This window comes from Chitinophagales bacterium (assembly GCA_040877935.1).
Classification (GTDB): Bacteria; Bacteroidota; Bacteroidia; order Chitinophagales; family CAIOSU01; genus JBBDNB01.
In genome coordinates this window covers 21,748-35,513 of record JBBDNB010000040.1, presented here as the reverse complement: position 1 = coordinate 35,513, position 13,766 = coordinate 21,748, and the positions used below count along the sequence as shown (strand labels likewise).

Genomic DNA, 13,766 nt, shown 5'->3' with positions numbered 1-13,766 from the left:
CCGCTTATTTTTTTGGGAAGCGCATTTTATAGGCAATATCTATATCTCCTTTGCTGATGGATCTTAATTTGCGCTGAAGCCTTCTTTTTTTCATCCCACCCAAATGGTCGGTAAACAAAACACCTTCAATATGATCATATTCGTGCTGTATCACGCGGGCATTTAGTCCGTCAAAAGCTTCTTCTTTCAAGATAAAGTTTTCATCGTAATATTCAATTTTGATATTCCTCTGCCGCTTTACTTTCTCGCGAATGCCCGGAATGCTCAGGCAGCCTTCTTCAAAGTCCCATATTTTACCCCATTCTTCTGTTATGATGGGATTGATAAATACTTTTTGAATGCCCTGGTCTTCTTTTCCTTTTTCATCTTCATAAATGGATTCGGTATCAACCACAAAAAGCCTGATGGGCAGTCCTATCTGTGGAGCAGCAAGCCCTACACCGGGAGCATTGTGCATGGTTTGTTTCATGTTTTCGATCAGCTCGTTTAATTTTGGATAGTTCTGATCAATTTCATTGGTCTCCTGTCTCAACACAGGGTCGCCAAAAGCTACTATTGGAAGAATCATTATTGCTTAATTTATTAATTGCTGAAGCAGTACTCTCAAGTGCAAAAATAATCAAAAATTAGCTGCTTTCTTTTATAGCAATTAAGGGTTGTTCTACAAATCATCATTTTACCACTATCGCTTAACTCAACCTACAGATTGCTAAATTTGTTTGCCAATAGGCAAATATTTTGCTGTGCTGCTTTTATCCACAGATTTTTTATGTAAGGGCACAATTTGTCATGTATTCTTGATATCCGACATACATTGCTTAAATTAGTACTAAAATATTGATGCACTCAAGCTTCAGAACAGAATTAGATCCTAAGGATTTTCCGCATAAACTTGCACACAGCGATGGCATTGTTTCCGTGGGTTCCTGCTTTGCCGACCATTTGAGCAGCAAGTTGCAGTATTATAAATTTAAAGTTTGTGCCCGCCCCTATGGTGTAATTTACAGCCCTTTGGTAATTGCCCATAATTTAAGAAATACCATAGCTGGTGTTAGTTTTGATGAGAGATACCTGGTTCAGCAAAACGGACTTTGGCACAGCTTTATACATCACGGGAGTTTTTCTGCTCCTGATAAAAACGAATTGTTAAAACGTATTTCGGAAAGTGAAAAAAACTTGAAACAAAGTTTAAAATCAGCAAAACTTTTGATCCTCACATTTGGAAGCAGTTATACTTATTTTTATAAAAAAGAAGCCTTTGCTGTAGCCAATTGTCATAAAATTTCTGCACGTGAATTCGAGCGAATACTCATCTCACACGAAAGAAGCTTTGCTGAATTAAATATACTTATTCAGGATTTAGAGGCTTTTAATCCTAAGCTGAAAATATTATTAAGCGTAAGTCCGGTCAGGCATTTAAAAGATGGCTTTCATCAAAACCAGCTCAGCAAAGCGCATTTGTTGTTGGCCTGTGATCAGTTGGTACAGGCACATGATGAAGTGTATTATTTTCCCGCCTATGAGTTGCTGATGGATGACCTCAGGGATTATCGTTTTTATGCTTCTGATATGTTGCACCCCAACGATTCAGCTATCAATTATATTTGGGAAAAATGGGTCAAAGCTTTTATTTCGGAAAAGAGCAAGTCATTGCTAAAAGAAATTGATGCCATTCAAAAAGGCATAGCACATCGCCCGCTGCATTCCTTGCCCGAATCAGAAAAGGCATTTGCAAAAAAGTTGCTGCAAAAGATAGATCAATTGAAGGAAAAAATTCCGGAACTTGATTTTGAAAAAGAATCGGAAAAATTGCTTCAGCGATAAGCCAGTATGTATATTACCATAGCAATGACCGGCACGGGAATTTCACCTTCTATTACCCATTTGTCTTTGTATCTATTGTCTATAGCTTCTACTTTGTTTTTGCTAATTCTGAATTCTTCCGGGTTAGGCCCATGAAGCCTTTTAATGGTTTTTCCATTCCAAATAAATTCATTCAGGGAATTGCCCCAGCGCCATTTTAAAATATTGTTTTCCCACACATAACCACTTGTTACTTTTTCATCGTCTCCCCATTTGAAAAGATACCCATCAAAAGTGTAGATTTTACCGGGATCTTTCCATTGAGGTATTAGTGTATATCCATCCCATATGTATTCAATATTTATATCGCTCATGCTCCAAATAGAACCTGATGTATTGTTTACATCAGGCACATTATCGGGATATTTTAAAAAATCCCTGGTAAGGGAATCTTTCATTGAATGCCTGAGCTGCAAGTGGTGAAAAAGCGTTGAAAGCACTATTGAATTGGCATTCCCATCTTCGTAATAGGCCAATAATGTATCGTTTTGTCCGTGGAACAAGCTGTAGCCGCCCAAATTGTTTTTTCGCCAGTAGGCCAATAGCAGGACTTCTTTTGTAGCCTCTATCGGCTGAAAATAATACCCGCCATCATAAGTGTAATAAAGCTTTTCTCTTTTGTTTCTGCTGTTTATTTCCGACCATTGCTCAGCAAAAATATCTTCCCCTTGAATTCTTAGCAATATGAACCTTCGTTTAGCTTCTATTCCTTTGAAAACTTCATTTTGTTTGAAGCTATACAATATTCGCCCGGAATTATTTTTAACAACTGTATTGGTGCTGGATACATGTAGCAAAGGGGTGCCAGAGCTGTCTCGAAAAACAAAATCATCAATTGCGGAAACTTCAAATTTTGCAAGGATCAAAAAAATGAGCAGAAACCAATATTTTCCCATAATCCGATTGAGTTTAGTCAGCGAAGTGTCCGGTTTCAACGATTTACCAGGCCATAAATAACCATAGCAATAACAGGTACAGGTATTTCACCATCAATTGCCCACTGGTTGGCATCACTTTCTGTCCACATGCTTTTAACCACTGTTCCCTGGATAATATATTCTTCCTGCTCCGGGCCATAGCGCCTTCTAATGGTTCTACCATTCCACACAAATTCATCTTTGGAAGTGTACCAGCGTCTGCGCAAAATATTGTTTTCCCAAATAAATTCTTCATTGCCGCTGCTGCTCCATACCCGCCTTAGAATAAGGCCATCATAGGTCCATTCCTGCATGGGGTTATTGCCCCATCTGCGTCTGAGAACATAGCCATCCCATTCAAACTCCTGATTGCCACCGCCCCACATTCTTCTTATAGTGCCGGAAGTATTTGTCACATCAGGCACTGTTTTATCAGGAGGTTCATAGGCTGCCACAAGTGTTTCGGACATAGCATTCGAAGTTTGGAAATAATGAAAAAGTGCAGTCAGTAAAACATCTTTAGCGTTTTGGTCGGGATAAAAAGCTAAAAGTGAATCGTTTTTTCCGTGGTATAAACTAAATCCCCCTGCTTTGTTTTTTTGCCAGTAGGCCAGCAATAAAGTTTCTGTGCTTTGCTCCGATGGCCGGATATAATAACCTCCTCCATAGGTAAAATAAATTACCTGGCCTTTTTTTTGGCCGAGGACTTCACCACTTTTTTTGCTGAAAATATTTTCTGATTTGAGCATCAGCAGAATATCCTTGCGCTTTTCACCGGTTCCGCTAAAAATTATATTGCCCTGGATATTGTATAAAATTCGCCCCTTTTCATTTTTAATAAGCGCATCAGAAACATGCAGCAAAGGTGTACCAGAACTATCGCGAAAAGTAAATACTTCTGATGCCCAGGTATTGAGCCCGGCTAAAATCAGAAAAATCAGAAAAAACCACTTTTTTTGCATCATGAGAATAACGGAGACACAAAGAAATAATTCCTTTGCTAATTTTTGGGCTTTTATGAATAATAATTCGGGCTATTGTATTATTGTTGTCTGAATCAAAAAGATTTTGAATTTTATGATTTACCTACAGGAATTGCTCCATGCCCTATATTCTGAAGAACTGGAAAAATTAAAAAGCCTACACTTGCGAGGTGTAGAAGCTAAAGTATTTGAATATGTAAAATCTCAAGACACTTCTTTTTCAGTTCCAGAAGCAGCAAATTCTTTAGATATAAGCGAAGCACATTTCAGGAAAGTTCACTCCAAATTATTGCAAAAGGCATATGATAAACTTGTTCCTGAGGGCGAGGTGAAATTATTACATTTTTTATCAAGAAGATATTTGCACAACCAAGTAAAACACGAGTTGTTTAAATTAGAAAAAAAGCTTTTAGAATCCAGTGATAAAAATGGTCTTGAACACTTGTTTTTTAATGCTGTAGAACTTTTTCTAAATGCCAATCTTGAAATTTATGATGCCAATTTTTTGAAAGAACTTCGCAAAAAGTACACGCAATACGGGAAAGAGCAGGCTGAATACAAGCATGTGATAATTGAACTGCAGGAGTACTACAACAAGGTTAGCTACATTTCAAGAAAATATGCAGTTACAGATCAAAAACGCATTGATTTCTTAAAAGACATTGATCAAAAACTAAATTATTTCGAGCAGCAATTACTTTCAGTTGTAGACCCTTTGGCCCATTTCTGGTTTTATTATTTCAAGGTGCATTATTATGAAAACTCAGGCGTAAGGAGGGAAAAGAAACAAGCGTTATTGTACAAAGTAATTGAAGTGTATGATAAAAATTCTCATTGTTTTCCTGAATATTTCAAGATCAATCCGACATTAAATTTAGCATTGACCTATTACGATCAATCAGATTTTGAACTTGCTTACAAGTACTTTGAAAAAATTTTCACTCAATATCCCGAATGGATGAAAGGGGCTATTTTTTATGTAGATATTTTCATACAACTGCATATAGCAATGGGCAAATATGCTAAGGCTGGGGAATTGATTTATTTTTATTATCGATTCGACAAGCAAAAGCCCTATAAATACAATGGAAAAAACTTTGGCGCACTATCTATTTTAGGCTTGGTTTATTTATTAGAAGAAAATTATGAGACAGCTTACAAATGCATCCAAAAAGCTCAGCAGCTTTGTGTAAAAACCAACTTTTATTACTTAGAGTCCATGATTCGTATTTTTGAAAATGCTTATTTCTTTTTAATTGATGATTTTGTTGTTTCTGAGCAATTAACGGCTAAGAACATCAAGTTTCACCAATATAAAAAATGTGGTGCCGAAGGCGATTTTTTTATGGGATTCCACCGTTTAATCACAGCATTCAGCAAGTATAAATTCGACCACAAAATCCCTAATGAAAAACATAAGCTGTTCTACAAGCAGTGGCAAAGTTCCGAATTTGCTTTTATTGGTCAGTTGCTGAAAAAAATGAAAAATGAGATTGACCTGAAAAACTGGCCTGACGAGGAGTAACAATTACAGCATTTTGGGATGATAACAATCTGATTGCTATGTTAACTTTGACAAAGATCAAATTATAAAGGAAAACTGACTAAATGGTTTCCAATCATCAAAAAACACAAATGCTGTATAATGACATTGTTTGTTAGGCAAATTTGATCAAGACATACTGTTGTCGAAAGGGAAGTGCTAGGTTGTGCTTCCTTTTTTTATCCCTCAAAATGGAAAGAAATCAATATAGTGCGTGTTTGCAACTTATCCAGGACACCTGAATAAATCAAGTTGTTGTTTACAGCATGTACATTATAGAGACCGTTGGAAATTTTTATTTCAGGAGAAAATATAAAAAGCGGAAAGAAAAACTGTACTCCTATGCCATATTCATAAGAAAAATCATGACGGCCAATTTTTATCTGGTCTTCAGCCAATCGGGCTTTAGCATTAGAAGCAAGATCCAGGTTATACTTCAATCCGGCCAACACATAGATGCGCATATCATTGATTGGCTTTGATTTTAAGCGAAGGCTTATAGGAAAATTGATATTGATGGATTCTATGTTTTTTGAAACTATAGAATCATTATAGAGTGTAAATTCAAGAGATTTATCAGCAAATGAAAGGGCAGGAACGAATCGCAGGTCAAAATGCTTTCCCAGTTTTAAATTTGTAATAATTCCCAGGTTAAAACCCGGGCCTCTTTTAGCTCCAATATTAAGAATGGTGTCATTATATGTAAATGCTTCAGAAGGGGAATATTTATAGGTGGAAATATTCACTCCCATAGTAATTCCGAAATAGAGTTTTTTATTGACATATTCGAGGTAATTGAGCTGTGCAGATGCAGTGCCCGACAAACCCAATAATGCAACAAATAAAAGCAGAACTACTTTCTGCCTGAATAGATTGATGAAATGCCAAAAGTAAGACTGGTACATTCAATAGATTTAAAACCCTGCTTTTCTAAAATTCCTACAAATGCCTTCCCTTCCGGAAATGCCTCTACAGATTCAGGCAAATAAGTATATGCCCTTTGATCTTTTGAAAATAATTTACCTATAATGGGTAATATAAAATGAAAATAAAAATAGAATATTTGTTTGACCGGAAAAACCTTTGGCTTGGAGAATTCCAAAACAGCCAGAATACCCCCCGGTTTTAATACCCTGTATATTTCTGACAATCCCTTCTCAAGATTTTCAAAATTGCGTACGCCAAAACCAACGCTCACAGCATCAAAACTATTGTCGCTGTAGGGCAGCTTTTCAGAATCTCCCTGCACCATTTCAATTAAATTTTGCAGTCCCTTATTTTTCACTTTCACTCTTCCAAAACTCAGCATTTGTTCTGACAGGTCAAGCCCCACAATTTTCTTGGGCTTTAACTTAACAAGTTCCAGGGCAAAATCACCGGTACCCGTAGCTATATCCAAAATTGATTCAGGATCAGTTTTGCCAATAATTTTTACTGCTTTTTTGCGCCACAACTTATCAATACCAAGTGACAGCAAGTGATTCAGGAAATCATAATTAGGCGCAATATTATCGAACATTTGCTCGACCTGTTGCTTTTTAGTTGTTGTGTTTTGATAAGGGGTAACTTTGTCGTGATTTTCCAACAGGATTAGATTTGTGCTATGTAGCTTGTAAGATTGTATCTTTGAAGAAACACTGCGAAATTAAAGATGTTTATTAAAAGCACCAATTACATTGCCGGCCATACTAAATTATCTCAATGCCCTAAAGACCAGCGCCCCGAATTTGCATTCCTTGGCCGGTCAAATGTAGGCAAATCCTCGCTAATCAATATGTTGTGCGAAAGGAATAAATTGGCCAAAGTTTCTCAAACCCCAGGTAAAACACGACTGATCAATTATTTTCTCATTAACGAGAATTGGTATCTGATTGATTTACCGGGTATTGGTTATGCCAAAGTTTCAAAATCGCAGCGTGCAGATTGGGAAAAAATGATCAACAGCTATTTGACACAGAGAAAAACCCTGCAAGTGGTTTTTTACCTGATAGACAGCCGCTTGAAACCCCAAAAAAACGATCTGGAATTCATCAACTGGATGGGTGCCAATCATGTGCCTTTTGTATTGGTTTTTACTAAAGCCGATAAGCCTAAACCTCGAGAGCTGAGTCAAAATATAAAGACTTTTAAAAAAACAATGTTGGAGACCTGGGAAGATTTGCCTGAAATATTTATCACCTCTGCCAACAAAAAACAAGGGCGTGAAGAAATACTCAATTATATTCATTCCTTGCTTCAAGAAATAGTGCCTGAAGAAAATTGACTTCTTTGTATTTTTTACGCTGATTTTCCCTTATATTTGCATTCCAATTTTTGAAAAGCCAAGATTATGAGAAAAGACATACATCCAGAAGAATACCGCTTTGTAGTATTTAAAGATTTTTCAGTAGATCATTCTTTTTTGACGCGCTCTGCCGCTCAAACCAAAGACACTATTGAATGGGAAGATGGCAAAGAATATCCACTTGTAAAGCTGGAAATTTCAAATCAGTCGCACCCTTTCTATACCGGTAAAATGAAATTTGTTGACTCAGCCGGTCGTGTAGATAAATTCTTCAAGAAATACGGAAAGCGCAAATAGTCGCATTCTAATTATTATACGCAAAGGCCATTTCTACTTAGGGATGGCTTTTTTGCTTTCCGGGAAATGCTTTCTTAGTAAAAATCATCTTTTTGCAAATCGCTGAACTTCTTTTTTTTCATTGCAAAATACTGAAAGACAATACTCTTTTTATAAAATCCTGCTTTGTTGGGTTTTTTGTTTCCCTGCTCAGAAAGCATTTGCCAAATTTCCTGTCTGCGCTGAATCCATTTTCTCAATTCACTCAGAAAGGAGTAATGTGCTTTCCAAACAGCCTTGAAATCTCCCAAGTGGCCGCTTATTAAATAATTGAAAGCAGAGAGCTGATCTAAAAACAAGCGGATTACAAGCGTTGATTTCCAGTTTTGCTTAGGTGCATTTTTTGCAATCATCCGCAAGTTGTTTCTGAAATTCAGAAAGGTTTTTCTCGGATTGCCATAATTCAAGCTGCCGCCCCCAAGGTGATAGACAACAGAGTCTGGACAACAGTAAAGCCTATACCCTGCATTTTTTACGCGCCAGCAAAGATCAATTTCTTCCATATGTGCAAAGAAATCTTTGTCTAAACCGCCCAATTCATGATATATATTTGCGCGAATGAAAAGACAGGCACCACTTCCCCAGGCTATTTCTGTTTCTGAATTGTATTGCCCAATGTCCGCTTCATTGTAGTCGAAAATTCTTCCACGACAAAACGGATAGCCCCAGCGATCTATAAATCCACCGGCAGCCCCGGCATATTCAAAATGACTCTGCTTTTTATATGCCAGAATTTTAGGTTGACAGGCTGCTATTTTATTATCGCTTTCTGCCTTTTGCACCAGAGTATCCAGCCATCGAGAATCCACAGCGACATCCTGATTGAGCAGCACATAATAATCTGCTTCAATTTTTTTCAAGGCAATATTGTAACCTTCTGCAAACCCTGCATTGTATCCTGTTTGAATCAATTTGACTTCAGGAAATGCTTTAGGCAACCATTCAGTTGTTCCATCAGTAGAATCATTATCAGCCACATAAACGCCATAATTGGAATATTCCGTTTTAAGTACGGAAGGCAAATACTCTTTTAAATAATTTCTACCATTCCAACTGAGAATTACAATGGCAACAAATGGCTTTTGGGAAGACATATATAAATTTGAAAGGCAAATTTAAGGCTTTCACTGCTATGGCTTCATGCTTATTGGTCGAAAAAGTCGTTGATTTGATTTCCATAGAAGTCATTACTGCGCTGCTGGGTTTCTACAGGGCTGTTAAAACCTTTACTTTGAACGAGTGTGCGCCACTGTTCATTTTTGATTTCTCCCAGGGCAGTGGAGTGAATTAATTCGTAGTTATTACTTATCAAGTCTCTGTTGAGAAATACAAATTTAACATTGGTTTGTCTGCCAATATTATCATAATAATGCCATATTTCATAAGGATTTGACCCTGCCTGACGCGGAGCTTCCAGCAATTGATTGGGGGCTCCGTATTGCAAATAAACCCTGCCCCGATCAGTTTCAAAACCATAAAGCAGATTGGTTGAATAACTGTCATTTACTTTTTTGACTTTTTCAGTGTATTCATACCATGCAAGGTAAGGGTCAACAGGATCTCGTGTAACCCAAAATTTCAGGAAAAACTGTTTTAATGCCTCTAATTCTCCTTTTTTCACAAGGGTATTGATCTCCTTGGCTTCTGCTGCATCTGCTATTGGAATAAATGAGCGCAATTGATAGCGAATGCTGGGTAAATCAAAACCTTCCACAAAAGTTTTATCTGCAACAAGATCAGTCGGTGGCTTGTTTGTAAGCGGATTGTCTCGCTGGAAATTGAGTTCTTTTCTGCAAATTAGTTCATTTTCTTTGTTTCGGGCTTCAAGCCTTAAAATATAATTGCCTGTTGGCAAATCGCTGATATTAAATCCTGCCAAAAAAGGTACTACTTCTGCAGATTGCACTTTTTTGTAACCGTTGAGATCCGCTACAATTTCTTTATTTTTTGCGCGCCTGACATTATAGGTGATCAGTAATGCGTCTTCACCAACATACTTTTCGCTGTGATAAAGCTCTGCATAAAAGGACATTCTAGTGATCGTTTTTGGATAATACTGAACGATCTGGGGCAGCATAAACAAACCATTTTTCACAAAAACAGAATTGTCTTCACTGCTTTTTTCATGATCTTCTATCAATTGAATATCCGAAAAATTTGGTATGACGGGGTCAATATCAACCGTATGCATTTCACTTATTAATGCAGTATCGGATGGATTATTGGCGTCTTTAACCAGCAATTGAAAACTGTAAACACCTTCATCCAATGCAAATCTTTTTCGGTCGATCAGTGCCAGCACATTAATTTCTGAGCTATCTATAATTTCCCTGTTGAGCCTGTATTTATCAAAGGCTACAATGCCTTCTTCGTTTTTAAACAGCAGTAGTACATCCACTGCAGCAGATAGTTTACCCGATTCGTTTTCCAGGTATTTGAGTTTGCCACCGAGGATCATCAATCCGGTTTCTACATATGTACCTTTACCGGGTGCCCAAAAGTTTTTGTTTTCTACAATTACTTCTATGGCTTTCAGTTTTTTGGGAAAAAGAAAGATGAAAAACACTAAAGTAAAAAGCAGCAATGTCTTTTTCATAATTATCATACTGAGTGTAAAGTTACTAAGCTAAGTTCGATAATTATTTAAGAGTTCTGAGTAATAAATAATTTCCGAACTCAGGTTATTCTAATTTCTTCAATTTGTGGAACTGAATTCAATAAACCTGATTTTCAGTGCTATAGTTTATTATCCTTATGCATTAGCATTGATTAACTTTGTAAAATGCAAAAAACGCTGCTTATTGAGTTGGATTATCTGGCTCCCATTGCTTATTACAGCCTGCTTTTAAAATACAACAAAGTGTTTATCGAGGCATGTGAATCTTTTGTGAAAGCCACATACAGAAATCGCTGTGAGATACTGGGGCCAAACGGAAGACAAATTTTAAGTATTCCGGTTAAGGGGGGCAGAAGCCACTCACAAGCTTATCGCCAAACTAAAATCGACTATACGCAGGATTGGCAACGCAATCACTGGAATTCCATCCGCGCGGCTTATGGGCGTTCTCCTTATTTTGAGCATTACAGTCCTTATTTTGAAAAGTTTTACGATACCCAACATCAATCGCTTTTTGATTTTAATCTGTCACTTTTGGAAACCACGCTCAAACTGTTGAAAACAGAAGTAGATTTTTCATTGACAAATAATTTTGAGAAAACAGTTCCCGGAATAGAGGACTGGCGCTCATGCATTCACCCGAATCCCGAAAAGGACAAATCAAGTGAAGTGTTGAGTTCCAAACCGTATTTACAGGTTTTCAGCGATCGGCACAGTTTTCAAAGCAATCTCAGTATTCTTGATCTGCTTTTTAATGAAGGGCCGAATGCAGAAAGTATTTTGTTAAATTCTGATTGATATTAAAAATGGCTGTCCGAAATTGAACAGCCTTTAAGATTGACGAGGGTCTATTCCCTTATTTATTCAGTTCTCTGATTAAATTCAAAGCACTACCAGCCCTGTACCAGCCAATTTGTTGTTCATTGTAGGTATGATTGGTTTTAATCAAGTCTTTAGAACCATCGGCATGCACCACTTCAATATTAATTGGTTTGCCGGTTTCAAACTGATCCAAATCCAAGAAGTTGAATGTATCATCTTCCTGAATTTTATCATAATCTGCCTCATTGTCAAATGTAAGTCCCAACAAGCCTTGTTTTTTAAGATTGGTTTCATGAATTCTGGCAAATGATTTCACCAAAACAGCTTTAACTCCAAGGTGGCGTGGCTGCATAGCAGCGTGTTCCCTTGAAGAACCCTCTCCATAATTGTGATCTCCCACAACAATGGTAGGTACGCCTGATTCCTTGTATTTTCTCTGTGTATTGGGGACAGAATCGTATTCACCGGTCAGTTGACTTTTTACTTTGTCAGTTTCATCATTGAATGCATTTACTGCACCAGTCAGGGTATTGTCAGAAATATTATCCAAATGTCCTCTGTAGCGCAACCAAGGACCGGCCATTGAAATATGGTCGGTCGTACATTTGCCTTTTGCTTTTATCAGCAATTTTATACCGGTCAAATTTTTGCCATCCCAGGGTTCAAATGGAGTAAGCAATTGCAAACGCTTGCTGTCAGGTTTTACCACAATATCCACAGCGCTTCCGTCTTTTGCAGGTTCCTGATAACCGGAATCTTCTACATCAAAACCTTTTTCGGGCAATTCAAAGCCTGTGGGTGGATCCAATTTCACTTCTTCCCCATCTTCATTGGTCAAGGTATCGGTAATGGGATTGAAGCCCAAATCTCCTGAAATTGCAATAGCGGCAACCATTTCTGGGGAAGTTACAAATGCATGTGTGTTTGGATTTCCATCTGCTCTTTTGGCAAAGTTTCTATTGAATGAATGCACAATGGTATTTTTCTCTCCTTTTTCAGAACCCGCACGATTCCACTGTCCGATACATGGGCCACAAGCATTGGTAAAAACCCGGGTGCCGAGTTTTTCAAAGGTTTCGATAATACCGTCTCTTTCAATAGTAAAGCGCACCTGTTCAGATCCCGGATTGATTCCAAAACTGGATTTAGGTTTCAATTTTTTCTCAACCGCCTGTTTGGCAATGGATTCAGCTCTTGACATATCCTCGTAGGAAGAGTTGGTACAAGAACCGATCAGTCCCCACTGTACTTCCATTGGCCAATCGTTTTTCTTGGCTTTTTCTCTCATTTCAGCAATGGGTGTAGCCAAATCAGGTGTAAATGGTCCGTTTAAATGCGGGCTCAATGTTGAAAGGTCAATTTCAATCACCTGATCAAAATATTTTTCAGGCTCGGCATATACCTCAGGATCTCCTGTTAAATGTTCTTTTATGCCATTGGCCAATTCAGCAACTTCCGCTCTTCCGGTGGCTTTAAGGTATCGTTCCATGGATTCGTCATAGCCAAAGGTTGAAGTAGTCGCACCGATTTCAGCACCCATATTACAAATGGTGCCTTTTCCGGTACAGCTCATGGATTTTGCTCCTTCGCCAAAATATTCCACAATGGCTCCGGTTCCGCCTTTTACGGTCAAAATGCCAGCTACTTTCAAGATTACATCCTTTGGAGCAGTCCAGCCGTTTAATTTTCCGGTCAATTTCACACCGATCAATTTAGGAAATTTCAATTCCCAGGGCATTCCGGCCATTACATCTACTGCATCGGCACCACCTACACCAATAGCGACCATTCCAAGTCCTCCGGCATTTACGGTGTGTGAATCAGTACCGATCATCATTCCTCCAGGAAAAGCATAATTTTCCAAAACCACCTGGTGAATGATACCTGCACCGGGTTTCCAGAATCCAATACCGTATTTATTTGATACAGATTCCAGGAAATTAAAAACCTCATTGTTTTTATTCATTGCATCCTGCAAATCTTCATCAGCACCAATTCTTGCCTGAATCAAGTGATCGCAGTGTACCGTAGAAGGAACTGCTGCTTTCTTTTTGCCGGCTTGCATAAACTGAAGCAAAGCCATTTGAGCAGTTGCATCTTGCATCGCTACGCGATCAGGGGCAAAATTGACATAAGACTTAGCTCTTTCAAAAGCTTCTTCTGCAGCGCCTTCCCAAAGGTGGGAATAAAGAATTTTTTCAGATAGTGTTAAAGGTTTTCCTACAACTTCCTTAGCTTGCTTAACACGTGCGGGAATCTTTTTGTAAACCTCTTTAATCATATCCAAGTCGAAAACCATAATGTTTTGTTTTTTGGGTTATTTTTGATCGAGTAAAATTACTAAATATTGGGTGCATTGAAAGTTGAGCACTTAATTAATAATGATTCTAAATAGGCTTTG

The 13,766-nt window shown here is 37.9% G+C and carries 13 protein-coding genes; 5 read left to right on the top strand and 8 right to left on the bottom strand.

All coding sequences use genetic code 11. From position 1 onward, the window contains the following. Nucleotides 1-4 precede the first annotated feature (4 nt). On the bottom strand, nucleotides 5-568 hold the full coding sequence (gene def, locus WD048_10470; GenBank protein ID MEX0812629.1) for a peptide deformylase: 564 nt from the start codon (nucleotides 566-568) through the stop codon (nucleotides 5-7). Between the two features lie 272 nt (nucleotides 569-840). Here def and WD048_10465 point away from each other — a divergent pair, with 272 nt between their 5' ends. Then, on the top strand, nucleotides 841-1,824 hold the full coding sequence (locus WD048_10465; protein ID MEX0812628.1) for a GSCFA domain-containing protein: 984 nt from the start codon (nucleotides 841-843) through the stop codon (nucleotides 1,822-1,824). Here the strand turns inward: WD048_10465 and WD048_10460 are convergent. Next, the gene (locus WD048_10460) at nucleotides 1,815-2,759 is read right to left on the bottom strand and encodes a hypothetical protein (GenBank protein MEX0812627.1); all 945 of its coding nucleotides are present in this window, start codon (nucleotides 2,757-2,759) and stop codon (nucleotides 1,815-1,817) included. The two genes, WD048_10465 and WD048_10460, sit on opposite strands and share 10 nt — an antisense overlap. 35 nt (nucleotides 2,760-2,794) lie before the next feature. Continuing rightward, a complete protein-coding gene (locus WD048_10455; GenBank protein MEX0812626.1) occupies nucleotides 2,795-3,745 on the bottom strand; it encodes a hypothetical protein in 951 nt (316 codons plus the stop codon). A gap of 112 nt (nucleotides 3,746-3,857) precedes the next feature. Here WD048_10455 and WD048_10450 point away from each other — a divergent pair, with 112 nt between their 5' ends. Beyond that, nucleotides 3,858-5,288: a hypothetical protein gene (locus WD048_10450; GenBank protein MEX0812625.1), complete on the top strand. Its 1,431-nt coding sequence runs from the start codon at nucleotides 3,858-3,860 to the stop codon at nucleotides 5,286-5,288. A 197-nt stretch (nucleotides 5,289-5,485) separates the two neighbouring features. Here WD048_10450 and WD048_10445 read toward each other — a convergent pair whose 3' ends face one another. Then, nucleotides 5,486-6,211, bottom strand: coding sequence for an outer membrane beta-barrel protein (locus tag WD048_10445; GenBank protein MEX0812624.1), 726 nt, complete (start codon nucleotides 6,209-6,211; stop codon nucleotides 5,486-5,488). After that, the gene (ubiE, locus tag WD048_10440) at nucleotides 6,160-6,891 is read right to left on the bottom strand and encodes a bifunctional demethylmenaquinone methyltransferase/2-methoxy-6-polyprenyl-1,4-benzoquinol methylase UbiE (GenBank protein MEX0812623.1); all 732 of its coding nucleotides are present in this window, start codon (nucleotides 6,889-6,891) and stop codon (nucleotides 6,160-6,162) included. The genes WD048_10445 and ubiE overlap by 52 nt, the downstream gene beginning before the upstream one ends. 66 nt (nucleotides 6,892-6,957) lie before the next feature. On the opposite strand from ubiE, the gene yihA reads away from it, so the two are divergent. Next, a complete protein-coding gene (gene yihA, locus WD048_10435; GenBank protein MEX0812622.1) occupies nucleotides 6,958-7,569 on the top strand; it encodes a ribosome biogenesis GTP-binding protein YihA/YsxC in 612 nt (203 codons plus the stop codon). Between the two features lie 66 nt (nucleotides 7,570-7,635). Further along, on the top strand, nucleotides 7,636-7,887 hold the full coding sequence (locus tag WD048_10430; protein MEX0812621.1) for a type B 50S ribosomal protein L31: 252 nt from the start codon (nucleotides 7,636-7,638) through the stop codon (nucleotides 7,885-7,887). Nucleotides 7,888-7,961: 74 nt separating this feature from the next. Here the strand turns inward: WD048_10430 and WD048_10425 are convergent, their stop codons facing one another. Both WD048_10425 and WD048_10420 read right to left on the bottom strand, forming a co-directional pair. Beyond that, on the bottom strand, nucleotides 7,962-9,020 hold the full coding sequence (locus tag WD048_10425; protein MEX0812620.1) for a glycosyltransferase family 2 protein: 1,059 nt from the start codon (nucleotides 9,018-9,020) through the stop codon (nucleotides 7,962-7,964). Nucleotides 9,021-9,070: 50 nt separating this feature from the next. Next, complete coding sequence (locus tag WD048_10420) at nucleotides 9,071-10,522, bottom strand: GWxTD domain-containing protein (protein MEX0812619.1); 1,452 nt, start codon at nucleotides 10,520-10,522, stop codon at nucleotides 9,071-9,073. A gap of 186 nt (nucleotides 10,523-10,708) precedes the next feature. On the opposite strand from WD048_10420, the gene WD048_10415 reads away from it, so the two are divergent. Beyond that, nucleotides 10,709-11,341, top strand: coding sequence for a WbqC family protein (locus WD048_10415; protein ID MEX0812618.1), 633 nt, complete (start codon nucleotides 10,709-10,711; stop codon nucleotides 11,339-11,341). A gap of 58 nt (nucleotides 11,342-11,399) precedes the next feature. Here the strand turns inward: WD048_10415 and WD048_10410 are convergent, their stop codons facing one another. Further along, a complete protein-coding gene (locus WD048_10410; GenBank protein ID MEX0812617.1) occupies nucleotides 11,400-13,664 on the bottom strand; it encodes an aconitate hydratase in 2,265 nt (754 codons plus the stop codon). Nucleotides 13,665-13,766: the final 102 nt, after the last annotated feature.

Bases quoted from the DNA above. Each gene is read 5' to 3' on its own strand.
- def (MEX0812629.1), bottom strand. From the start codon at position 568: ATGATTCTTCCAATAGTAGCTTTTGGCGACCCTGTGTTGAGACAGGAG.
- WD048_10465 (MEX0812628.1), top strand. From the start codon at position 841: ATGCACTCAAGCTTCAGAACAGAATTAGATCCTAAGGATTTTCCGCAT.
- WD048_10460 (MEX0812627.1), bottom strand. From the start codon at position 2,759: ATGGGAAAATATTGGTTTCTGCTCATTTTTTTGATCCTTGCAAAATTT.
- WD048_10455 (MEX0812626.1), bottom strand. From the start codon at position 3,745: ATGATGCAAAAAAAGTGGTTTTTTCTGATTTTTCTGATTTTAGCCGGG.
- WD048_10450 (MEX0812625.1), top strand. From the start codon at position 3,858: ATGATTTACCTACAGGAATTGCTCCATGCCCTATATTCTGAAGAACTG.
- WD048_10445 (MEX0812624.1), bottom strand. From the start codon at position 6,211: ATGTACCAGTCTTACTTTTGGCATTTCATCAATCTATTCAGGCAGAAA.
- yihA (MEX0812622.1), top strand. From the start codon at position 6,958: ATGTTTATTAAAAGCACCAATTACATTGCCGGCCATACTAAATTATCT.
- WD048_10430 (MEX0812621.1), top strand. From the start codon at position 7,636: ATGAGAAAAGACATACATCCAGAAGAATACCGCTTTGTAGTATTTAAA.
- WD048_10425 (MEX0812620.1), bottom strand. From the start codon at position 9,020: ATGTCTTCCCAAAAGCCATTTGTTGCCATTGTAATTCTCAGTTGGAAT.
- WD048_10420 (MEX0812619.1), bottom strand. From the start codon at position 10,522: ATGAAAAAGACATTGCTGCTTTTTACTTTAGTGTTTTTCATCTTTCTT.
- WD048_10415 (MEX0812618.1), top strand. From the start codon at position 10,709: ATGCAAAAAACGCTGCTTATTGAGTTGGATTATCTGGCTCCCATTGCT.
- WD048_10410 (MEX0812617.1), bottom strand. From the start codon at position 13,664: ATGGTTTTCGACTTGGATATGATTAAAGAGGTTTACAAAAAGATTCCC.